Source organism: Sulfurimonas crateris (assembly GCF_005217605.1).
GTDB lineage: Bacteria > Campylobacterota > Campylobacteria > Campylobacterales > Sulfurimonadaceae > Sulfurimonas > Sulfurimonas crateris.
This window is the reverse complement of sequence record NZ_SZPX01000003.1, coordinates 111,017-132,856: the sequence shown is the minus strand read 5'-3', so window position 1 is coordinate 132,856 and position 21,840 is coordinate 111,017. Positions and strand designations below refer to the sequence as shown.

23 protein-coding genes are annotated in these 21,840 nt (G+C 32.8%); all 23 read left to right on the top strand.

What is annotated here, in order from left to right:
• Window position 1 precedes the first annotated feature (1 nt).
• The 23 genes from FCU45_RS04730 to FCU45_RS04620 all read left to right on the top strand — a co-directional run bounded on the left by FCU45_RS04730 (window position 2) and on the right by FCU45_RS04620 (window position 21,840).
• Window positions 2–2,614: a hypothetical protein gene (locus FCU45_RS04730; protein ID WP_137012806.1), complete on the top strand. Its 2,613-nt coding sequence runs from the start codon at window positions 2–4 to the stop codon at window positions 2,612–2,614.
• Window positions 2,615–4,198, top strand: a complete 1,584-nt coding sequence (locus tag FCU45_RS04725) for a hypothetical protein (RefSeq protein WP_137012804.1) — start codon at window positions 2,615–2,617, stop codon at window positions 4,196–4,198.
• A gap of 83 nt (window positions 4,199–4,281) precedes the next feature.
• Window positions 4,282–4,698 (top strand): hypothetical protein, encoded by a 417-nt coding sequence (locus tag FCU45_RS04720; RefSeq protein WP_137012802.1) that lies wholly within the window; start codon window positions 4,282–4,284, stop codon window positions 4,696–4,698.
• Between the two features lie 13 nt (window positions 4,699–4,711).
• Window positions 4,712–5,407: a WbqC family protein gene (locus FCU45_RS04715; protein ID WP_137012800.1), complete on the top strand. Its 696-nt coding sequence runs from the start codon at window positions 4,712–4,714 to the stop codon at window positions 5,405–5,407.
• 65 nt (window positions 5,408–5,472) lie between these two features.
• Window positions 5,473–5,682: a hypothetical protein gene (locus tag FCU45_RS04710; RefSeq protein ID WP_137012798.1), complete on the top strand. Its 210-nt coding sequence runs from the start codon at window positions 5,473–5,475 to the stop codon at window positions 5,680–5,682.
• On the top strand, window positions 5,682–5,975 hold the full coding sequence (locus FCU45_RS04705; RefSeq protein ID WP_137012796.1) for a type II toxin-antitoxin system RelE/ParE family toxin: 294 nt from the start codon (window positions 5,682–5,684) through the stop codon (window positions 5,973–5,975). Before FCU45_RS04710 ends, FCU45_RS04705 begins: the two co-directional genes overlap by 1 nt.
• Before the next feature lie 40 nt (window positions 5,976–6,015).
• Window positions 6,016–6,957, top strand: a complete 942-nt coding sequence (locus FCU45_RS04700; RefSeq protein WP_137012794.1) for a glycosyltransferase family 2 protein — start codon at window positions 6,016–6,018, stop codon at window positions 6,955–6,957.
• On the top strand, window positions 6,950–7,990 hold the full coding sequence (locus FCU45_RS04695; RefSeq protein WP_137012792.1) for a sulfotransferase family protein: 1,041 nt from the start codon (window positions 6,950–6,952) through the stop codon (window positions 7,988–7,990). The genes FCU45_RS04700 and FCU45_RS04695 overlap by 8 nt, the downstream gene beginning before the upstream one ends.
• Window positions 7,974–8,306, top strand: a complete 333-nt coding sequence (locus tag FCU45_RS04690; RefSeq protein WP_137012790.1) for a DMT family transporter — start codon at window positions 7,974–7,976, stop codon at window positions 8,304–8,306. Before FCU45_RS04695 ends, FCU45_RS04690 begins: the two co-directional genes overlap by 17 nt.
• Entirely contained in the window at window positions 8,303–8,623 is a 321-nt protein-coding gene (locus FCU45_RS04685) for an EamA family transporter (protein WP_137012788.1), read from the top strand. Before FCU45_RS04690 ends, FCU45_RS04685 begins: the two co-directional genes overlap by 4 nt.
• On the top strand, window positions 8,623–9,549 hold the full coding sequence (locus FCU45_RS04680; RefSeq protein WP_137012786.1) for a putative phage abortive infection protein: 927 nt from the start codon (window positions 8,623–8,625) through the stop codon (window positions 9,547–9,549). The genes FCU45_RS04685 and FCU45_RS04680 overlap by 1 nt, the downstream gene beginning before the upstream one ends.
• A gap of 84 nt (window positions 9,550–9,633) precedes the next feature.
• Window positions 9,634–9,909, top strand: a complete 276-nt coding sequence (locus FCU45_RS04675) for a hypothetical protein (protein ID WP_137012784.1) — start codon at window positions 9,634–9,636, stop codon at window positions 9,907–9,909.
• A gap of 12 nt (window positions 9,910–9,921) precedes the next feature.
• Complete coding sequence (locus FCU45_RS04670) at window positions 9,922–10,869, top strand: AAA family ATPase (RefSeq protein ID WP_137012782.1); 948 nt, start codon at window positions 9,922–9,924, stop codon at window positions 10,867–10,869.
• Window positions 10,862–11,533, top strand: coding sequence for a DUF3226 domain-containing protein (locus FCU45_RS04665; RefSeq protein WP_223175808.1), 672 nt, complete (start codon window positions 10,862–10,864; stop codon window positions 11,531–11,533). The genes FCU45_RS04670 and FCU45_RS04665 overlap by 8 nt, the downstream gene beginning before the upstream one ends.
• The gene (rffA, locus tag FCU45_RS04660) at window positions 11,530–12,663 is read left to right on the top strand and encodes a dTDP-4-amino-4,6-dideoxygalactose transaminase (RefSeq protein WP_137012778.1); all 1,134 of its coding nucleotides are present in this window, start codon (window positions 11,530–11,532) and stop codon (window positions 12,661–12,663) included. The genes FCU45_RS04665 and rffA overlap by 4 nt, the downstream gene beginning before the upstream one ends.
• A 1-nt stretch (window position 12,664) precedes the next feature.
• The gene (locus tag FCU45_RS04655) at window positions 12,665–13,573 is read left to right on the top strand and encodes a glycosyltransferase family 2 protein (protein ID WP_170175828.1); all 909 of its coding nucleotides are present in this window, start codon (window positions 12,665–12,667) and stop codon (window positions 13,571–13,573) included.
• Between the two features lie 33 nt (window positions 13,574–13,606).
• Entirely contained in the window at window positions 13,607–14,707 is a 1,101-nt protein-coding gene (locus FCU45_RS04650; protein WP_137012774.1) for a DUF1972 domain-containing protein, read from the top strand.
• A 53-nt stretch (window positions 14,708–14,760) separates the two neighbouring features.
• The gene (locus tag FCU45_RS04645; protein WP_137012772.1) at window positions 14,761–16,086 is read left to right on the top strand and encodes a sugar transferase; all 1,326 of its coding nucleotides are present in this window, start codon (window positions 14,761–14,763) and stop codon (window positions 16,084–16,086) included.
• Window positions 16,083–17,306, top strand: a complete 1,224-nt coding sequence (locus tag FCU45_RS04640) for an O-antigen ligase family protein (RefSeq protein WP_137012770.1) — start codon at window positions 16,083–16,085, stop codon at window positions 17,304–17,306. Before FCU45_RS04645 ends, FCU45_RS04640 begins: the two co-directional genes overlap by 4 nt.
• Window positions 17,303–19,042, top strand: coding sequence for a polysaccharide biosynthesis protein (locus FCU45_RS04635; protein ID WP_137012768.1), 1,740 nt, complete (start codon window positions 17,303–17,305; stop codon window positions 19,040–19,042). The genes FCU45_RS04640 and FCU45_RS04635 overlap by 4 nt, the downstream gene beginning before the upstream one ends.
• Window positions 19,039–20,304 (top strand): nucleotide sugar dehydrogenase, encoded by a 1,266-nt coding sequence (locus FCU45_RS04630; RefSeq protein WP_137012766.1) that lies wholly within the window; start codon window positions 19,039–19,041, stop codon window positions 20,302–20,304. Before FCU45_RS04635 ends, FCU45_RS04630 begins: the two co-directional genes overlap by 4 nt.
• A gap of 1 nt (window position 20,305) precedes the next feature.
• A complete protein-coding gene (locus FCU45_RS04625; protein WP_137012764.1) occupies window positions 20,306–21,265 on the top strand; it encodes a Gfo/Idh/MocA family protein in 960 nt (319 codons plus the stop codon).
• Window positions 21,265–21,840: an acyltransferase gene (locus FCU45_RS04620; RefSeq protein ID WP_137012762.1), complete on the top strand. Its 576-nt coding sequence runs from the start codon at window positions 21,265–21,267 to the stop codon at window positions 21,838–21,840. The genes FCU45_RS04625 and FCU45_RS04620 overlap by 1 nt, the downstream gene beginning before the upstream one ends.

Here is a 21,840-nt window from a genome sequence, read left to right as displayed (position 1 = left end):
AATGCGCAGTTTTTTTATGAAAAACATATCAAATATTTTATTTTTTAGCTTAGCATGTGTTTTTGCAACTATTCCTTTATATGATTTTCTAGTAAATGGACCTTTTGGATGGCATATTAAGCAACCAGCTGTCGTAGAAGGAACAGTGGAATTATTGTTTTTTTTTCTTCTTATTTATATACCTTTAAAATTTTTTCATAAAGCAAAACTATTTTTTAGCATAGTTTTGTTTGTACTTACTGCTTTGTATTTGAGAAGACATAATGTTGATCTTATTTTTTTGATCGATTTTTTTTATGTTAGTAGTTTGTATTTTTTAGGTTCTGTAGCTTTGTCGAAAGCGAATATAGTGTACAAGTACTCATTAATCTTTTTAATTGGAATTTGTTTATGGGTGCTGTATTTATTGGGATTGTCACTTTTTTCCATGGCTACTCTCAATGTGCTTGTTGTTTCTATTTGCTTAATATTTTTAATTGCTTTATTTTTTAAACAACACAATTTGTTTTTTTTGATTTCAAGTTTTTTGATCAAGCATTACAATAGTAAAAAAATAAAGTACCCCTTTTTAATTTCAATCTTTTTAATTTTATTTTTTATTTTGATTGTTCAGTCTTCATCAAATCCAAGCTATGATGAGTTTTGGTATTCACTAAGAGGTGCAGAAGTTTTAAATCAAAATGGAAGTTTCTTTGAACCAATTTTAATGTTACAGCATTGGGTAAGTTTTTATCCAAAACTTTATGAAATAGTTATTTATCCATTAGAATTTTTTGACAGTTTTGCTTTAGGAAGAATGTTTACAGTTTTTGTTTTAATATTTTTTATTCTTGCTATTTATGAATTTTTGAAAACAAAACTAAGTACAAGCAGTGCACTTTTTGTTATATTTATGATTATAACTATCCCTGCGGTTGCTAACTCCTCAATTCTTGCAAAGCCTGATTTGTTTAGTTCATTTATTGTATTTATGAGCGTAATTTTTTTCTTAAAGTATAGTGAAACAAAGCTACTTTCATATTTTATTTTGTCTTTGCTATTGTTAGTGCTTTCCTTAACAACTAAATTATCAGTAGTGCCTTATATTTCTGTGTTAGGAGTTTTTTTTGTAGGCTATTTTTTGAAAAACTTAAAATCCCTTGTTAATGATGTACATAAACTACACTACTTTATCTATTTTATTTTAACATTGACATTTTTGTTAGTAACTTATCGCACAGTTAGTATTGTTGGTATACCATTTACATCTCTTAGTGAAAATATATCAATGGTAGGATCGATATATGAATACTTAGGATTTAATTACAATGAGTTATATGATAAAATAAATAGACGTAGTGCAAAAGATATTTATTCACTCTACGAACTTTTTATAAAATACAATTTCTATCCCACAGAAACAAGGATGATCTTTGCATGGATTTCCAATATTTATACACTTGTTTTTGGCTTGTTTTTGTTTTATATTTTAAAGTATAAACCAAGAATAGATGCATCTAAAATAATTTTGATTCTTTATATTTTTATATTTTTGTTTGTTTTATATGTTTTATTTGGAAAAAAAGTTGCAGTTGGTGGCGATGGAAATTATCACTTAATTCCTATTATCATTACTTTTGTGTTAATTTCTTTAAATCAAAAAATTGTTGATTACTATAGGTTCTTGCTTCCTATAGTAGCTGTAAATATTATTGTACTTTTTATAACAAATCATGGTTGGTCGTATGGTACAAATAAGCTGGATTTAGATTTTTTTAAAAATCCATTTAACAAAGAAAGTATAAGACTAACTAAATTAGAAGGTGCTGGTGCTATAGATATTTATGAACATTTACATGAAATCAATAGCTTTAAAAAAGTTATAGGGCATGGATCAGAACAGGAGCTATATTTACTAAATGCAACCTATGAGTCTGGTCCACACATAGCATCTCAAAGACCATATTTATTTAAAGATTTTGAAACTTTTAAAGATATGTTAGTAAAAACAAAAACAACTCACTTGCTTTATCCAAAGTATATCCCAGATAATCAGTTTGTAAAGTTTGCAGAAGCTTTAAGAGAATGTAAAAATTCAAGTCTATTTATTGGAAAGGCATACTTTTTATTAAACATTGATGACTCAATAAAAGATTGTAAATATGATGATATTCAAGAAAAATCAAAAAAAGAGACACAATATACATTTAAACAATTCAGCAAAATAAGTCATAATAAATATATGACAAATTTATGGATAAAACCATTTCAACTGATTAGAGATAAATATTACCCAAAAAATTCTATTGCGATTAGAAATGGCACAAAAATAATTTATGACAACATTTCGATTGAAAACAAAAAAAATTTAATTTTAAGTTTAAAAGCTATGAAGCACTATAAGTTTAAGACTAAAAATGACTCTGGTGTTTTAAAGATTGATATCAAGGATGAACATAGCAATATAGTAACAAAACAATTTCAGATAAATGATTTTGATGTTGAAAATATAGAAATAGAGCTACATGGACTTAGTGGAAATCAATATAGTTTAGAGTTAGAAACAATTGGGTGGAAAAATGATTTGCAAGTTGTTTTGATTGATTTAAAATTCCTGCAAAAGGTTAATGACTAGATGGTTAAAAATATTTTAAATTCTAATTATTATTTCATTATATCCATTACTGGTGCCTTTTGTATTTTATATCTAGGTTTAAATGGATATGTTAGAACAACTACAAACGATGATATTGCATTGCTTAACTTATTAAGAGCCAATGAACCACATACTCTTATACTTCATTATCTATCCTCTTTGCTTTTAGGGGAACTATACACTTTTTTACCACATCTTCAATGGTACAGTATTTTTATTTTATTTCTTAATTTATTTTTAATTATTGTTTTTCATTATTTTATGAAAAGATATCAAGAAAAAATCTGGCTATATGGCTTATTTGTTGTGTTTATAGCTATTAATTTTATTTATTTTTCTATAACTGCGTTGACAGTAGTTTATATAATCGCAAGTTTATTTATTTTAAAGAGGTCTTTTTTCTTATTTATTATATTTCTATCAATAGCATCTTTGTTGAGAACAGGTATAGTTACGTCCATTATTCCATTTATATTTTTAAATTTTTTACTTTTTAGACCTACATTTAATAAAAAGTATTTTTTATTACTTATTCCTATGGGTATAATTTTGATTCATATATTTTTAAAAATGCAACAGCCATATCAAGAATGGTATGAATATAATACGGCAAGAGGAACTATTCAAGATTATAGAGGCTTTAATAATACAAATGATTTATCAAACTCAGAAAAACATATTTTATTGAGATGGTACAATGTTGATACGGAGCTTATGCCAAATGAAAATGTCATAAGTGCTGCTTGTTCTAGAGATAGTGTTTATTTAAAGTCTTTAATGAGTACAAGTATAGATAAGTTAAAAAAAATATTTACTAATAAGGATTATAAATATATTTTATTCTTTAATATATTTTTATTATTATTGTTATACGCTTTAAATAAATCAGGAAAGAATTTATTAATTAATATCTCCGTATATTTTTTGATCATTTTAAGTTTTTTGGCAAGGGATGTTGATAGAGTCTCTTTACCTCTTATTCTTGGGCACTCAATACTTTTATTCAATCAAATTCAAGTTGTTAAGGGAAGAAAAAGATTCTTAATAATGATTTTGTATTCAATTTTAGTAGGATTTATACTGTTTAAAATTGGAAAAGTTTGTCTAAATAGGCACGTAAATAAAGATATTTATATGGCTAAACAAACAGCCGTCTTAGATGAACTTACATATATTTCAGAAAAATACAATAAAATACTTGTGCCAGGAATTTATTTTCCAGGGAGATTGGGGATACCATATTTGCAGTCAGGAATTTTATTTAATGAAGATGGAATCTTTAATGCAAATAAATTCAATATCTTAAATTCAGGGTGGCTAGCAAGACATCCTATGAATTTAGGAAAGTTTAGTTACGAAAAATTAATAACTGGAGAGATACTTTTTATAATTTCAGATAATGGATTTAAATGGTTTGATTACGAAAAGTCAAACAATATTTTTTTATCTCTTTATGACATGTATTATATTAAAAATTCATCTTGTAAACATATAATTGAAAAAGTTGATAACACGGAATCGTTAATTTTATTAAGAATGAGATTATCGTGTACTTCCGACTAAAAAAGAACCGATGTCTAAAGCAGAAAATAAACGAAAAAATAGCAGTGTTATATTATATGTAGAGTAAAAAGGGATAAAAATTAATGAAAAAACTAAAATTAATCACTGATGATGATTTTGAAAGAATCTATGAACTTCAAAATCAAGAACGAATTAAAATAATTCTTGATGAGATGGGTGAAGAGATATTGGTAAAAACTCTTGATGACAAAAAGATAGGCAGTATTGAACTACATGATAATGATGGAAACTTTTATATTCTCCGTATGTTTTTGGACGAACTAGATAGTAGATATACCAATCAAGGCATAGGAATAGAATGTTTGCTTTTTCACAAAGAGATGTTTGGCTCCATAATCACATGTGCGCAAGATGATGGCAATACGAGAAGCGATGGAAGCCATCTAACTGGAGGGGCTCCTGGTTTTATGCTGAAAAGAATTTGTTTGACAATATTTATATTTATTCCCTTAAAAGATAAAATGAGAAAAATTTATTAAAATGGAAGTTATGGTGAAAAAAGTAGCAATTTTACAATCTAACTACATCCCATGGAAAGGTTATTTTGACCTTATAAATATGGTGGATGAGTTTATATTTTATGATGAAGTTCAATACACTAAAAATGACTGGCGAAATAGAAATAAAATAAAAACTTCTCAAGGTATTCAGTGGCTGACTATCCCCGTGCGACAAGAAAGTTTAGAGCAAAAGATTAAAGACAGCAAGATAACTGATAAAAAATGGAATATAAAGCATTGGCGAGCTATTTCACAAAACTATACCAAAACGAAATATTTCAAAGAGTATAAAGATATTTTTGAAGAGTTATACTTGGGATGTAGCGAAGAGTATTTGAGTCAAATCAACTATAAATTTATAATTGCTATAAATGAGATATTGGGTATTGATACAAAATTAAGTTGGTCAAGTGATTATGAGCTAATCGGTGGACAAACTGAACGGCTTATCAACCTTTGTAAACAAACGGATGCAACGCATTATCTAAGTGGTCCTGCTGCAAAAGACTACTTTGATGAAGAGTTAGCAAGAACTGAAAATATTCAAGTAGAGTGGATGGATTATAGTGGATACAAAGAGTACGAACAACTTCATCTACCTTTTGAACATGGAGTGTGTATTTTGGATTTGATATTTAATCAAGGCGATAGAGCAAAAGAATTTATGAAGAGTTTTGATAAAAGCTGATGAATATAACTTAAATGATGTTTTAGATAAAATAAACACAACGAATATATGAAAGGTAAATAGCCATGGAAACTTTACATTTAAGAGCAACTCAACACACAATGCAACTTCTGATGGATAGTATAAATAAGATTGCAAAAGATGGAAATGAGGTAGAGATACTTGATAACACACTTTATGAGAAAGAAAAAGAGATGATATTCAATGCTCTAATTCAAGAAAAAAGTGGACAAACTTTTGAGCATAATGATATATGGGATGAATTACTTAAGTAATGAGATTATTATATTCACAAGCAGCAAAAGAACAATTAAAAAATATCAAAGAGTATATTTCAAAAGATAATAAAGAGTATGCCAGACAATATCTAATAAAAATAAAGTCAAAGTTGGAAATACTAGAAGAGTATCCTTATATAGGGAAAGTTAATGCAACATTTAATATTGAAAATATTAGAGAATTTGTTGTTTTTGGTTATAAGGTAATTTATAAAATAAATCAAAATAGCGTTTATATAATGGCTATTTATAAATATATTGATTTTGATGAGACAAAAGTTGATATTTAATCAAGGTGAAAATACAAAAAAAAATTATGAAGAGTTTTAAATGAAGAAAATTGATTACTCAATAGTCGTACCAGTGTATAGATCAAAAGAGTCATTAAAAATTTTGACACAAAAGGTAGATGAACTTTTTAATACAAAATTGCAAGGTAAGAGTTTTGAACTTATTTTTGTCAACGACAGCCCTTTTGATGACGCTACATGTAAAGCATTGGAAGAGTTACATACGCAGTATAAGTTTGTAAAAACTATAGAGTTTACTCAAAACTTCGGGCAACAGTCCGCCGTGCTTTGCGGTATCGCAAACTCTTTAGGGGAATATGTCATCACTATGGATGATGATATGCAACACGACCCTTTTGATATCCCAACACTTATACAAGAAGACTCTCATGATATAGTTATAGCAAAATTTAAGAGTAAAAAACACAATGCTTTTAAGAGAATTACAAGCTCTATAAAGGGATATTTTGATCATATTATCTTAGGTAAGCCAAAGCATATCAAGCTTACATCTTTTAGACTTTTTAACAGAGTAATAGCAGATAATATGCTTAAAATCGGTACTTCGTATCCTTTTATCCCTGCACTTTTGTTTTCAGTTTCTAAAGATATTGTCAATGTAGAAGTACCTCATTATGCAAGAGAAGAGGGCAAAAGCAACTACACTTTAGGAAAAATGATACAGCTTTTTACAAACCTACTTATCAACAACTCCTCTTTATTGCTCAAATGGATTGGATACTTAGGACTCTTTTTGGCTTTTGTAAGTCTTGTTTATGCAGGTGTGATTGTGTATCGAAGAGTATTTTTTGATATTGCCTTGCAAGGGTGGAGTTCGATTATGGTTGCCATACTCTTTTTTGGTGGGATGATAATGTTTACTCTTGGTGTCATAGGGGAGTATTTGGTGCGGATTATCCATACTTCTGAAAATAGACCGCATTATTTTGTTAGAAAAATTAGGGGCGGTGAAAATGAATAGAACTTTTATAACAGGAATGGGGCGTTCTGGAACTACACTGCTTGATAAACTTTTATCGAACCATAAAAATATTGAGATATTATCTCAACCTTTTCCTTTGCTATTTACAGAAGCAAAAAAAACTTTTTTAAAGCAAAATGAAATAGAAAAGTACTATGTGTTAAACGATAATGTGTTTGATGGAGATTATAAAATTGAAGATTTCAATTTTTTTCTTCATACCTATGAGATTAACTATCAAACGCTTGAACAGCTATTTGAGAAGATGAAGAGTTATTCAGGGCAAATGACAAAAGTTAGTTTTAATCTACCGAAAAAAGAAACTTATACTTTATTAGAAGTTTTTGACTTGATACTAAAAAATAATCTAGCAAAAAAAGATGTTCATTTCTTTGGTGCAAAAGAGATAATGTGTGAAGAGTTTATACCTTATTTGGTACAAAACGGTACAAGAGTTGTTGCTATAGTAAGAGATCCAAGGGATGTAGTAGCTTCTGTGAACTACCCTCAAAAAGAAAAATATTTAGGAAATAAAAAGCCAACATTATTTGTTTTGAGGGGTTGGAGGCGCACGATTGACTATATCAAAAATTTAAAAAATAGCAAAAATATTATTTATGTAAAATATGAAGACCTAGTAACCGCTCCTTATGAAATATTGGCTAAAGTTACCGACTTTCTGGGTACAGCACCTTTTGAAAAAAATCATTTTAAAAAAGGTATTTACGACAGAGACGGGGAACTTTGGAAAGCTAACACCTCTTTTGACACAAAGACATCGTTTATCTCATCTAAGTCAGTTGGTGGGTATAAAAATGTTTTATCTGATGATGAGATAAACTACATAGAGAGTATTTGTAAAAGTGAAATGGAGCTGATGGGATATAGCTTTGATACACAACCAAACAAAGGAATTATCAAAACTTTTAAAGATTTTGGAGTGGAAGCTTCAGAGCATTTAGATAAAGAGTTCAGTTCTTTAAGTGAGAATATTGAGCAAGAGATAAAGCGATATGATGCAACTGCAAATTAAGAGAGTAGATTTTGTACTTATCGCAATACTATTGCAATCTTTTTCATTTATGACTATAAAATATGCTTCAATTTATGAAACATATAGCTTGATTCTATTAGGAGTTGCTTTTGCATTTATCGTTTCACGAGCGTATATTTGGCAAATAGTTTTAAAACATAACGAACTTTCGAGAGTGTATCCATTTAACTCATTGGTACAAGTACTTATTTTTGTATATGCTGTGGTGCTTTTTGGAGAAGTTGTTAGTTTTTGGCATGTGGTTGGATTGGGATTGATGGTTTATGGTGTTATATTACTAGGAAAAAGTAGATGACAGTTGTTTTAATAATCATAAATATTTTATTTACTACTGTAGGGCAACTATTACTAAAATACGCAGCTATTAAGAACAACAGTAAGCTATTTTTAGCAACTGGATATTTTTTATTTGTGTTAGTTGTTGTAGCATCATATTTTTTAATGAAGTTGATAGACTTGAAATATTTTACAGTCATAATGAGTTTAAATTATGTGACAGTTTTTCTTTTATCGGCCTGGATATTTAAAGAAGAATTAAATAAAGTCAAAATAACAGGTGTTTTTCTTGTTATAATCGGTATAGTTATTTTTAGTTTTGGAGGTCAAGTTTGATGAGTATCCTTAACTGCTTCAACGATAAATTAGATAAAATCTTCAAAAAAATAGTATCAAACGATACAAATGAAAATACTCTTTTTTCTTTATTTAAACTTGCATTGATTGGTATAGCTATAGTTTTTGCTTTTAATCTTCTTTTTAACCGCGAGGGACTCGGTGCTTGGGGAGATTTTTTTGGTGGTGTGCTTAATCCTATTTTGACCTTTCTTACATTTATGGGATTGCTTATTACTATAGTGCTACAACAAAAAGAGCTAAAAGAAGCAAGGGGTGAGTTTGCAAGACAAAGTGAGGCACTCGAAAAACAACAGTATGAGATGACAGTCCAAAGCTTTGACAATAAATTTTTTCAGATGTTAGAACTTTTTAATTTTGTAAAAATAAATGTAAAAAGTGAATTTGATTTTAAAAAACAAAGAGAGAAATTAGAAAGCTTTATTGTAGAAACAATAGAACAAAATCAACAAAATATTGATAAGAATTACTACAGCTTTTTTGAGTCAAACTTTGTAAGATTTAATAATGAATATGACACCTCATTTAAATACTATTTTCTTAACTTGTTTCAACTTTTAAAGTATATCGATGACAATGCAGATAGTTTAGAAGAAGCCAAAGAGTATTCAAATATCATAAGAGCTCAATTATCAAAAGATGAGTTGGTACTGTTGCTTTTAAATTGTATTGGGGTGCAAAAGTTTACAACAGATGATTATCAAAAGTTAGTAGAAAAGTTTGAGTTTTTTGAACATTTGCGATGGAATGATTTGACAATCAATAAAAAGATGAATCCAGTAATAGATGCCTTGGTTGTAAAGTATGACAGAAAAGTTTTTGGAAAAAATGACGGGATGCTACAAGAGTTTGAATATGCTCAAGAAAGAACTAAAAATAAGGATAAAACAAATGATACCATTTAATAAGCCACCATTTACTGGCAATGAAGAAAAATATGTTTTAGGGTCAATATGTTAAAATCACTCACTTTAGTCAAGGATAGGTAAATGGAGCTTTATAGAACTCTAAATCATCATGATGGATGGAGCGGATTGCCTGATTATGAGATACGAGACAATCAAATCTTTAGGACACTTCATCATGCTGATGGTTGGAGTGGATTGCCTGATTATGAGATACGAGACAATCAAATTTTTAGGACACTTCATCATGCTGATGGTTGGAGTGGATTGCCTGATTATGAGATACGAGACAATCAAATCTTTAGGACACTTCATCATGCTGATGGTTGGAGTGGATTGCCTGATTATGAGATACGATAAAGTGAGAAAATTATGTTAAACAATATATATATAGACAACTTTAAACTCTTTAAAGATGTAGAGGTAAAAGAGCTTAAGAGAGTGAATTTAGTAGGTGGAAAAAACAATGTTGGAAAAACATCTTTTTTAGAAGCTTTAAGTCTGAATGTATCGGCTATAGATTTTAATGTTTTGCTTATGAGTATAAAAAATATCATACAAAGGCGAAACAACTTTATAGAGTTTGATATGTTTCATCAAGGTGAAAACAAACTTACTATAAAAAGTGATAAAAAAGAGGTTTTACTTACATACATAGATGATCCATCTGGAGTTATATTGACCTTGAGTATAGATAAAAAAGAAGAGAAGATTTTTTTAACAGATATTTTAACAAGACAAATAACATTTAACAAATATAGACCCACAAAGATTAATTATATAATCTCTGGTTATGTAAGCATGGATCTTTTGATAGATTTTTATGCTTCGCTTGTCAATGAGGGAAAAGATGAACTTCTCAATGAATCTTTGAGATTATTTGATAAAAATATTATTTCTATTATCCAAATCACTCAAGGCAATCCTGTGTTTAAAGTAAAGATGAACAATATGCAAAAGCCTATTATGCTTTCATCGTTGGGTGAAGGGGTCAATCGATTTATGTCTATCATCTGTGCTATTTGGGCTAGTAAAGATGGGTATCTTTTTATAGATGAGATAGAAAATGGAATCCACTATACAAATTATCTTAAGCTTTGGAAGATTATCTTTGAGATATCCAAAGAGGCAAATTGTCAACTTTTTATCTCTACACACTCAAAAGAGTGTATAGAAGCTTTCAATGAGATAAATAGTAATGATGATGGTGTTTACTTTGAGATCTATAAAAACAAAAAAGAAAAAGCAGTAGTCAAACCAAGAGATCATGAGCAGCTTGCGTATTCTCTAACTCACAATGGGAGTTTTAGAGGTGAATAAACTTATAGTAGAAAGTAAAAATGACAAGTACTTTGTTGAAGCTTTGATAAATGCACTCAATCTCAATGAGCTAGAGGTAGATGAACCTTTGTGCAATGTAGATGAATATATCTGTTTAGACGGTATAGATAACCTTAAACATAAACTAAAAGACCTCAAGCTTGATAATATAGATAGATTAGGAATCATTTTAGATGCTGATGAAGTTGGTGTTTTAAAAAGAATAGAACAAATAAATAAAGTACTAAAAGAGTTAAATATAAATATAGAGCTTGAAAAGATAAATGAATTTAGAAAAGATAAAAATCTGGATATAAGCATCGCATGCCATATACTCAACATTGATGGAAAGGGCGAACTAGAAAATATACTCAAACAAATAGCAAAAAATGATACCGTATTTGCTGATTGTTTAGAGAGTTGGAAAAAATGCTTAGAAGATAATGATAAAGGGATGTCTCAAAAAGACTTTTTAAAATTTTGGGTAAACAATTATATACGATTTGATACATGTACCAAAGAGGAGCAAAAACAGATTGGTAAAAAGTGTAGCTTTCAAAGTGCTATGCAAAAAGATATTTGGGATTTTGAGCATAGTGTACTTGACAGTCTAAAAAAGTTTTTACAAAGTATGAAAAATAATGAAATAGGAAATAAACAATGATACCATTTAACAAGCCGCCATTTACGGGAAATGAAGAAAAATATATTTTAGAGTCTATGAAAAGTAGTAAAATTTCAGGAGACGGAGAATTTACAAAGAAGTGCCACAAATGGTTTGAAGAAAAGCTTGATTGTAACAAAGCACTTTTGACTACTTCTTGTACTCATGCACTTGAAATGGCTGCGATTTTACTAGACATACAAGAAGGTGATGAAGTGATCATGCCATCTTATACTTTTGTAAGCACTGCAAATGCTTTTGTACTTCGAGGTGCTAAGATTGTATTTGTCGACATTCGTCCCGATACAATGAATATTGACGAAACAAAGATCGAACAAGCCATTACAGATAAAACAAAAGCGATAGTTCCCGTGCACTATGCAGGTGTGGCATGTGAAATGGAAGCTATCATGGAACTAGCGAACCGCTATAAGCTTTTTGTCGTAGAAGATGCCGCTCAGGGGATGATGAGTAGTTATAAAGGCAAAGCACTTGGGACTATAGGACATCTAGGAGCCTTTAGTTTTCATGAGACCAAAAATTACACAAGTGCAGGAGAAGGCGGACTTCTTATCATCAATGATGAAAAGTTTATTCAACGAGCAGAGATTATCAGAGAAAAAGGGACAAATAGAAGCTTGTTTTTTAGAGGTATGGTAGATAAATACTCTTGGGTAGATCTAGGAAGTAGCTATCTTATGAATGATGTGAGTGCTGCTTACCTTTGGGGAAATCTTGAAAAAGCTGATGAGATAAATCAAGATAGGCTCAATAGTTGGCAAAAGTATTATGATGGTTTAAAAAGTCTTCAAAGCAAAGGTTTTCTAGAGTTGCCTATCATTCCAAATGGGTGCATTCAAAATGCACACATGTTTTACATCAAAGTCAAAGATTTAGATGAACGAACTGCGCTGCTTGAACATTTAAAAGAAAATGGGATTAATGCCGTGTTCCATTATGTACCTCTTCACTCCGCACCGGCAGGGGTCAAGTTTGGACGCTTTGACGGCAAAGATGTTTATACTACAAAAGAGAGTGAAAGGCTGATAAGATTACCTATTTATTATGGGTTGAGCAGTGAGGAGATTACTTTGATAGCCAAAAATATATTTGAATTTTTTAGAGTTTAGTTTGAGCAGTAACATATCCATACTTCTATCTACATATAACGGCTCAAAATATCTAAAGAATCAATTAGATTCGTTATTTGCTCAAACATATAAAGATTTTGAGATACTTGCTCGCGACGATGGCAGTAGTGACGATACGGTGGAAATTCTCAGTTCTTATAATGTAAAAGTTTTAAATACCGGAGAGAACCTGGGAGCAAAGATGAGTTTTGCTGCTCTTTTGGAGTACGCGGTAAATAATAGTGCCTCAGAGTACTTCATGTTTTGTGACCAGGATGATGTATGGAACACAGACAAGATAGAAAAAACACTGGCTAAAATGCAAGAGATGGAAAAAGAGCATGGGGATATTCCACTTTTGGTGCATACGGATTTGGAGGTGGTTGACGAGGGGCTTCATACTTTGGGCAGCTCTTTTATGGCATATCAAAATCTCCCTGCGCAAAAAAGTACGCTAAACTATCTTTTAATGCAAAACAACATTACGGGTTGTACTGTGATGATAAACAAAAGCCTAGCTATAAAAAGCTTGCCTATGCCAAAAGAGTGTATGATGCACGATGGGTGGGTTGGTCTTGTGGCTAGTCGGTTTGGTAAGATCGGCTATGTGGATGAAGCGACCATTAAGTATGTCCAACATTCAAAAAATAGTCTTGGCGCCAAAAAGTTTGACATAGGTTTTGTTCTAAAGCATATATTTAAAAAGTACTCAATAAGCAAAAACACTATGCAGGCAGAGGCATTTTTAAAGCAGTTTGAAGATGAATTAGATAAACAGACAAAAAAAATGCTTCAAGATTTTATAACCTTAGAGCAAAAAACATTTTGGCAAAAGAGAGTTGTTTTATGGCAGCACAGACTCTTAAAATATGGGTTTTTAAGAAATGCAGGACTTTTCTTAAAAATATAAAATGAGATACAATATTTTAGGGCGTTTAATCAGATGAATATAGCAATATTGGGAACAAGAGGTATTCCAAATCATTACGGCGGTTTCGAACAGTTTGCTGAGCATCTGAGCGTAGGTCTGGTGGAGAGAGGTCACAGCGTAACGGTTTATAATAGTAGTTTACACCCATACAAAGAAAAAGAGTTTCACGGCGTTACTATCAAACATATGTATGACCCTGAAAATAAGATAGGTACGGCAGGGCAATTTGTGTATGACTTCTTGTGCATAATGGATAGCAGAAAAAATAATTATGATGTTATTTTACAGCTTGGCTATACAAGCAGTTCTATATTTTTTGATCTACATCCTAAGTCTAGTGCAGTAATTACAAATATGGACGGGCTGGAGTGGAAGAGGAGTAAGTATAGCCCAAAAGTCCAAAGATTTTTAAAATGGGCAGAGTCTCTTGCCGTAAAAAAAAGCGATTTTTTGGTAAGTGATTCCGTAGGAATACAAAACTATATAAGATCAAAATATGCTAAAGAGTCTGTATATATCCCTTACGGGGCAAATGTCATACAGGAGTATGATGAAGTGGTTTGTCTTGAGTATGGAGTGAAAAAATATGAGTATGATATGCTTATAGCAAGACTTGAACCTGAAAATAGCATAGAAGTCATACTAGATGGAGTTAAAAAAAGCAATAAAAAAAGAAAATTTTTAGTTATTGGAAATCATAAAAATAAGTTTGGTGAATATCTCAAATTAAAATTTCAAGATGAGAAAAATATTGTTTTCGTAGGTGGAGTGTATGAACTCTCAAAGATAAATAGTTTGAGATATTTTTCAAATCTTTATTTTCACGGGCATACTGTTGGCGGGACAAATCCTTCATTGTTAGAAGCAATGGGAGCCCAAGCGCTTGTTTGTGCGCACAAAAATGAGTTTAACAGTGCTATTTTAGGTGAAGATGGGCTCTACTTTAAAACAGCTGATGACATAAAGATAACTTTGCAGAGCAAAGATAAAAAAAACTTTGCTACATTTTTAAAAAACAATATTGAAAAAATCAGAAATATTTATGAATGGAAAAAAATAATACAAGATTATGAAAACATTTTTTTAAAATCTATAAAGAGTAATAAGAGTTAAGACAAATTAAAGTAAAATAAAAAAACAAAACAGATATGCAAGGTTAAAAAAATTTGAGATTAGATAAAAATTATATACTTTTTTTGGTTCTCCTTGCTATCGACGTAGCAGTGCTTTTTTTAGCATATGAGATAGCGTGTAAAATAAGAGAGAGCTTGAATGCGGTACTGCCTTTTTTCAAAGACAATCAAGCTTCAAGATATATCTGGATAAAACTTTTGATCATCACGCTGCTTTTTTATGAGGGGATCTACTTCCAAAGATTTGACTTTTGGAGAGAGACCAGACAGATACTAAAAGCGCTTCTCTTTTCCTTTATAGCAGTTTTCATGATTCTATCTTTGGTAAAGGTCTCTTATGATTTTTCCAGATCCTTTTTGGTTATCTATTTTTTAGTTTTAGTTTTCTTGCTCCCTTTTTCAAAGAGGATAGTAAAGAAAGTACTCTTTAGTATTGATACATTGAGACTGCCATGCAAAGTTATAGGCAAAGATGGCCTGCGAGAGGCTTTTTTAAGTGAATTTGAAAATAATTGGTATCTTGGGCTAAAAGCCACCCAAGAGAGCAAAGATATAGTATTTGTAATATCTGAAGGGCTAAAACCTCAAGAGCTTAATGTGATCATAGAAAAAAAGATATATGATACAAAAAGCGTCTATATTGTTCCATATCTTTATCAGTTCGATTTTTCACATACCAAAAATATAGACTACTTTAACCTTAGGCTCTCAGCGTTTCACCTTGAAAATAGGCTACTTTACAGAAAAAATATTTTTATAAAAGGGTTGGCTGAAAAAATTTTGGTTTTTTTAATCTCTCCTTTAGTATTGGCACTACACCTCTTTATCTATATTGCTATAAAAAGTGATTCTAAGGGCAAGGTGCTCTTTAAACAAAAACGTATAGGCAAAGACGGCAAGCTATTTAGTTGCTACAAATATAGAACGATGTATGAAGAACAAGAGAAGCTGCTGAGTGACTACCTTCAAAAAAATCCTGACGAAGTAGAGCACTATGATATGTATCACAAGTATCAAAATGATCCGCGTATAACAAAAGTAGGAGCTTTTTTAAGAAGAAGTTCACTAGATGAGCTACCGCAATTTTTTAATGTTCTAAGAGGAGATATGAGCTTGATAGGACCAAGACCATATATGCCATCAGAAGAGGATGTTATACACGAAAAACATAAAGAAATCATCATAAAAGTAAAACCTGGAGTTACAGGACTTTGGCAGGTGAGTGGCAGAAACAATCTCACTTTTGATCAAAGAGTGGATATGGATGTTTGGTATATACAAAACTGGTCGCTGTGGATGGATTTTGTAATCTTTATGAAGACCATAAAAGTTGTTTTTGGCAAAGTTGGCGCAAAGTGACTATAAGCAGAAATATTGACTTTGAAAAAGTAGTTTACTCTTCCGTACTTCTGTTTGCATTTATTATTCCGCTATCAAGAGGGATGATCAGTTTTTTTATATTTTGGTTTTTTATCCTTTTGCTCTACAAAAGAGAGTATGCCGATACATTTCATACGTTAAAAAGTAATCCGATCTTCGCATATATCTCAGTCTTTTTGCTCTATATGGCACTTACTCTATTTTGGAGCGAAGATATAAAAGAGGGGTTGAATCAGATCAGGCTTTACGGATACTGGGTGCTTGTGCTTCCCGCTATGGCGGTTTTAGTAAAAAAAGAGTGGCTCTGGAGTATGTTGACTGCCTTTTTGCTTGGCATGTTTGTAAGCGAGATATTGGCATACGGTATGTTCTTTGATCTTTGGACTATAAAAGGAAAAGACTCATCATATCCGACGCCGTTTATGACGCATATTCATTACAGTATATTTTTGGCTTTTACTGCCATTTTGCTTCTTAGCAGAGTTCTTTCACAAGGTCTCAGTTTTTACGAAAAGCTTCCGTACGCTTTTTTCTTTCTCATAAGTACTGCAAACCTGATGTTTTCAACTGGCAGAGCAGGGCAGTTGGCTTTTTTTGTCTCTATTGTAGTTTTGATAATTTTAAAATTCAAAATATCCATAAAAAGTATTTTTTTAAGCATATTATCGGTAGTCATGATATTTTTTATAGCTTATAATAGTTTGGATCTATTTAAAAAAAGGGCTGACATGGGAGTGCGCGACATAAAGCATATAATGAATGAAAACTATAACTCATCTTTTGGCATAAGAGTAGCTTACTGGCTTGTTGCAAGCGAAGTTCTAAAAGAAAAGCCTCTCCTTGGCAATGGAGTCGGGGATTTTATAGTTTCTACAAAAGATGTTCTAAGTAGAAAAGATTACGGACTTACCAAAGGAACTGTCGATTTTATGAGAGAGCAGCATTTTCACAATCAGTACCTTATGGTAGCTGTACAAGGCGGTATGATCGGTCTTGCATTGATGTTTTTGCTGTTTTATAAATTTTTTAGACTCAAGATGGAAGACAGAGGGTTAAAGGAAGTGAGTATTTTAGGATTTGTCGTGGTAATAGTGAGTTTTGTGGCAGAACCGATTTGGATGCTGCAGTTTCCTCTGACGCTGTTTTTGTTCATCGCTTCAATATCCATAGTCGCGGCTAAAGAAGAGAGGCTGCAATGAAGCCAACACCGTTAAAAAGAGTGCTGTTTTTTCTTTTTTTTGACATACTTATCTCTTTGGGAACGCTTTTTTTGGCTTATAATCTTAGATTTAACTTTACCATAGAAGATATCTTTATAGAGAATTTTTTGGCGGTATTTGCTCTGCTTGTAAGTGTTAAGGTCACTTTTATGGCGCTCTTTCACATCTACGGCGTAGCATGGAGATTTTTCTCTTTGGGAGAGTTAAAGAAGATATTGTATGTTCATCTGTTTGCATATCCCGTTGTGCTTTTTCTGTACTACCTCTCACCTGAGACATTCAACCCTTTTCCAAGAAGCGTTTTAATGATAGACTTCTTTTTGTCCATTCTTTTTTTGGGTCTATTTAGGGTGCTAAAGAGACTTATTGTAGAGAATGACAAAAATCTAAACTTGACAAAAAGTCTGCTTATCGGCACTACGCCTCTTGCCCAAGCGCTTATAAAAGATAAGACAAACTACTACATAGCTGCCGTTGTGGATGATGAAGAAGAAAACATAGGAACATATTTTTCAAATATGAAGGTTAGCGGCATAAACGAAATAGCCAAAGCAGTTGAGTCGCTTGAGATAAGATCGGTCATAATAGCCAAAGACTTTGAAGCAAACAGGCTTAATGAGATATATGAAAAACTCAAAAAACTTAAAATACATGACATTAAGATTTTATCTCTAAAAAATCAAGAAAAAAAGCTCAAAGATCTGAGCATTGAGGATCTTTTGGCACGACGCCCCAAAGATCTGGACAAAGAGAGCATAAAAAATTTCATAGACTCAAGAGTTATTCTCATTACCGGAGCAGGGGGGAGCATAGGCAGCGAGATAAGCAGACAATGTTTAGAGTATGGTGCAAAACAACTCATACTTTTGGACCATAGTGAGTTTAATCTCTACAGCATCGGTGAGGAGTTAAAAAGCGACAAAATGGTTTTTGTTATGCAGAGTGTTGTTGATAAGGCGTCGATGGAGAAGGTTTTTGAAACTTACAAACCTCAGATAGTCATACATGCGGCCGCATACAAACATGTGCCTCTGGTGGAGCAAAATATAGAACAGGCTATAATTAACAATGTCATAGGTACGAAAAACAGCATAGACCTCTCCATAAAGCACGGCGTAGAAAAATTCGTGCTTATTTCAACGGACAAAGCGGTAAGACCGACAAGCGTGATGGGCGCAACAAAACGTATATGCGAGCTCTACGCCCAGAATGTGCCATGTAAAGAGACGGAGATAGTCTCAGTGCGGTTCGGCAATGTATTGGGAAGCAGCGGAAGCGTTATCCCGTTATTTAAAAAGCAGATACAAGAGGGTGGACCTCTCACTATCACACATCCTGATGTTACAAGATACTTTATGCTTATAGGCGAAGCGTGCGAACTTGTTTTGCAGGCGGCAAGCATAGGCAAAGGCGGTGAAGTCTTTGTGCTTGATATGGGAGAACCCGTAAAGATATTGGATCTGGCAAAAAAGATGATAGAATTAAGTTCTAAAGAAGAAATAGATATAAGTTTTATAGGGCTTCGTCCGGGAGAAAAGCTGTATGAGGAGCTTTTTTTGGATATGCGTGATGCAAAGACACAGTATGACTCTATAGCCGTAGCGCAAAAGACGCATATGGATATAGAAAAATTAAATAACGATATTGCAGAGCTTATAACAGCCAAAGACAAGGTGACAAAATTAAAAGAGATAGTTGTGGAGTTTAAGGCATGACAAAAATATGTATTATCGGCTTGGGGTATGTCGGACTTCCTTTGGCTCACGCATTTAGCAAAAAGTATAGTGTAGTTGGATATGATATAAATAGAGATAGAATAGATGAGCTTTGCGCTGGGTTTGACAGAACGCAAGAGCTTGGTGCAGACGAACTCCAAGAAGCTGCAAAAAACGGCATAAAGTACACTACCGATATAGATAAAATAAAAGAGTGCAATATATACATTGTGACTGTTCCGACTCCTATAAATCATAGTAATGAGCCTGATTTGACCCCGATCATAAAATCAACTCAAACTGTCGGCAGAGTGCTTAAGAGAGACGATATAGTCATATATGAGTCAACGGTATATCCTGGAGTTACTGAAGAGGTGTGCGTTCCGATACTTGAAAAAGAGTCAGGGCTTAAGTTTAATGAGGAGTTTTTTTGCGGATACAGCCCGGAGCGCATAAATCCTGGTGATAAAGAACACACTGTGACGAAAATACTTAAAATTACTTCAGGAAGTACACCTGCTATTGCCAAAAAGATAGATGAGCTTTACGCCTCGATAATAACAGCCGGAACATATAGAGCCTCAAGTATAAAAGTCGCAGAAGCGGCAAAGGTGGTCGAAAATACACAAAGAGATGTAAATATAGCTCTTATAAACGAGCTTGCAATGATATTTGATATGATGAACATAGACACGCGCGAGGTGATAGAGGCAGCAGCCACTAAATGGAACTTTATAAAGCTTTTCCCCGGGCTTGTAGGCGGACACTGTATAGGGGTTGATCCGTACTATCTAACCCATAAAGCGCAGTCTTTGGGCTATATGCCAAACCTTATACTTGGTGCTAGACAGATAAACAACGGCATGAGCAGATATATAGCCAACAAGGCTATAAAGCTGATGATTAAAAGCGATAAAAAACTAAAAGGTGCAAATATGCTCGTGCTTGGGGTTACGTTTAAAGAGAATTGCCCTGACATGAGAAACTCTAAAGTACTTGATATAATAAAAGAGCTCAAAGAGTTTGAGTTAAATGTGGAAGTTTATGATTACTGGGTAGATAAAAGCGACAAGGAGACAAAACCTCTTAAGTTTTTAGATGAGCTACCCTTTGGTTCTGGAAAATATGACGCTATCATCGTAGCCGTTGGACATGATAGATTTAAAGAGATATCAACTGAGGAATACGAGGAGATGTCAAGAGGCGAGATGATAGTCTTGGACGTAAAAGGCATCGTGGAAAAACCCACTTGGAGGCTTTGATATGAAAAACTTTGCACTAATTGGGGCTAGTGGATATATAGCCCCTCGCCATATGAGAGCTATAAAAGAGACAGGGAACGAGCTCTTGGTTGCATTTGACCCTTATGACGGTATAGGGATAATGGATAGCAACTTTCCTCAGGCTCATTTTTTTACGGAGTTTGAACTTTTTGAGAGTTTTGTAGAGAGACGCCAAAGAAATGAAAAAGAGAAGATAGAGTATATCTCCATAGCCTCTCCAAACTACCTGCACTATAGCCATATAAGAGCAGCGCTTCAAAATCAAGCTCATGCTATTTGTGAAAAGCCTCTGGTTCTAGATCCAAAAGAGATCGACGAGCTACTTGTTATGGAAAAACAGAGCGGTAAGAGAGTATATACCGTACTTCAGTTAAGACTTCATGACTCTATCGTCGCTTTGAAGAAAAAAATCGCTGAAGAGTTAAAACAAAATCCGAGCAAGATTTTCGATATAGATTTGACCTACATAACAAGCAGAGGTAGATGGTATTTTGAGAGCTGGAAAGGCAACGAAGCAAAGAGTGGCGGAATCGCTTCAAACATAGGCGTACACTTCTTTGACATGCTATCATGGATATTTGGAGATGTGAAAGAGAGTTTCGTACATGTAAAACAAGCAGATGCAAATGCAGGGTTTATGAGGCTCGAAAATGCAAATGTCAGATGGTTTTTGAGCGTAAACTACGATTATGTGCCAGAGCAGCTCAAAGTCACAGGGCAGAGAACATACAGAAGCATAGTGGTTGACGGCGAAGAGATAGAGTTCAGTGAAGGCTTTGGTGATCTTCATACAAAGTCTTACCAAGATATACTTAGCGGCGGCGGATTTGGTCTAGAGTCAGCTAGAAGCTCTATCAATATTGTCTCAGAGATACGAAAACTTGCTCCATTGGGACTCCAAGGAGAGTATCACCAGTTTTGTGGAAAGGTAGTAAGCTAATGGCTAGTTATTTTGCTCATGAATCTTCTTTTATCGATGATAACATTATTGTCGGAGACGATACAAAAATATGGCATTTCTCACACATCTTAAGCGGTTCAAACATCGGTGCTAATTGCTCTTTTGGGCAAAACTGCGTAGTGGGTCCAAACGTTAAAATAGGCAGCGGCGTTAAAGTGCAGAACAACGTCTCTATATACGAGGGTATTGAGATAGATGATGCAGTTTTTATAGGACCGAGCGCAGTTTTTACAAATGTCCTTAACCCAAGAGCTTTTATAGTCAGAAAAAGCGAGTTCAAAAAAACAGTGCTCAAATATGGCTGTACGATCGGTGCAAATGCTACGGTAATATGTGGCGTGACGATAGGAGAGTATGCACTTGTAGGAAGCGGAGCGGTTATAAGCAGAGATGTGAAACCATACGCACTGATGGTAGGAGTTCCGGCAAAACAGATGGGATGGGTTAGTCGTGCGGGTAATAGACTTGAATTTGATATGAATGGCTTTGCGGTTGATATATATGACAACAGCAAATACAAGCTTGAAGATGATAATATAGTTTTTGTAGAGTAA

Bases quoted from the DNA above. Each gene is read 5' to 3' on its own strand.
- FCU45_RS04625 (WP_137012764.1), top strand. From the start codon at position 20,306: ATGAAAAACTTTGCACTAATTGGGGCTAGTGGATATATAGCCCCTCGC.
- FCU45_RS04700 (WP_137012794.1), top strand. From the start codon at position 6,016: ATGAAGAAAATTGATTACTCAATAGTCGTACCAGTGTATAGATCAAAA.
- rffA (WP_137012778.1), top strand. From the start codon at position 11,530: ATGATACCATTTAACAAGCCGCCATTTACGGGAAATGAAGAAAAATAT.
- FCU45_RS04680 (WP_137012786.1), top strand. From the start codon at position 8,623: ATGAGTATCCTTAACTGCTTCAACGATAAATTAGATAAAATCTTCAAA.
- FCU45_RS04695 (WP_137012792.1), top strand. From the start codon at position 6,950: ATGAATAGAACTTTTATAACAGGAATGGGGCGTTCTGGAACTACACTG.
- FCU45_RS04670 (WP_137012782.1), top strand. From the start codon at position 9,922: ATGTTAAACAATATATATATAGACAACTTTAAACTCTTTAAAGATGTA.
- FCU45_RS04730 (WP_137012806.1), top strand. From the start codon at position 2: ATGCGCAGTTTTTTTATGAAAAACATATCAAATATTTTATTTTTTAGC.
- FCU45_RS04620 (WP_137012762.1), top strand. From the start codon at position 21,265: ATGGCTAGTTATTTTGCTCATGAATCTTCTTTTATCGATGATAACATT.
- FCU45_RS04630 (WP_137012766.1), top strand. From the start codon at position 19,039: ATGACAAAAATATGTATTATCGGCTTGGGGTATGTCGGACTTCCTTTG.
- FCU45_RS04635 (WP_137012768.1), top strand. From the start codon at position 17,303: ATGAAGCCAACACCGTTAAAAAGAGTGCTGTTTTTTCTTTTTTTTGAC.
- FCU45_RS04720 (WP_137012802.1), top strand. From the start codon at position 4,282: ATGAAAAAACTAAAATTAATCACTGATGATGATTTTGAAAGAATCTAT.
- FCU45_RS04650 (WP_137012774.1), top strand. From the start codon at position 13,607: ATGAATATAGCAATATTGGGAACAAGAGGTATTCCAAATCATTACGGC.
- FCU45_RS04690 (WP_137012790.1), top strand. From the start codon at position 7,974: ATGCAACTGCAAATTAAGAGAGTAGATTTTGTACTTATCGCAATACTA.
- FCU45_RS04705 (WP_137012796.1), top strand. From the start codon at position 5,682: ATGAGATTATTATATTCACAAGCAGCAAAAGAACAATTAAAAAATATC.
- FCU45_RS04725 (WP_137012804.1), top strand. From the start codon at position 2,615: ATGGTTAAAAATATTTTAAATTCTAATTATTATTTCATTATATCCATT.
- FCU45_RS04710 (WP_137012798.1), top strand. From the start codon at position 5,473: ATGGAAACTTTACATTTAAGAGCAACTCAACACACAATGCAACTTCTG.
- FCU45_RS04685 (WP_137012788.1), top strand. From the start codon at position 8,303: ATGACAGTTGTTTTAATAATCATAAATATTTTATTTACTACTGTAGGG.
- FCU45_RS04675 (WP_137012784.1), top strand. From the start codon at position 9,634: ATGGAGCTTTATAGAACTCTAAATCATCATGATGGATGGAGCGGATTG.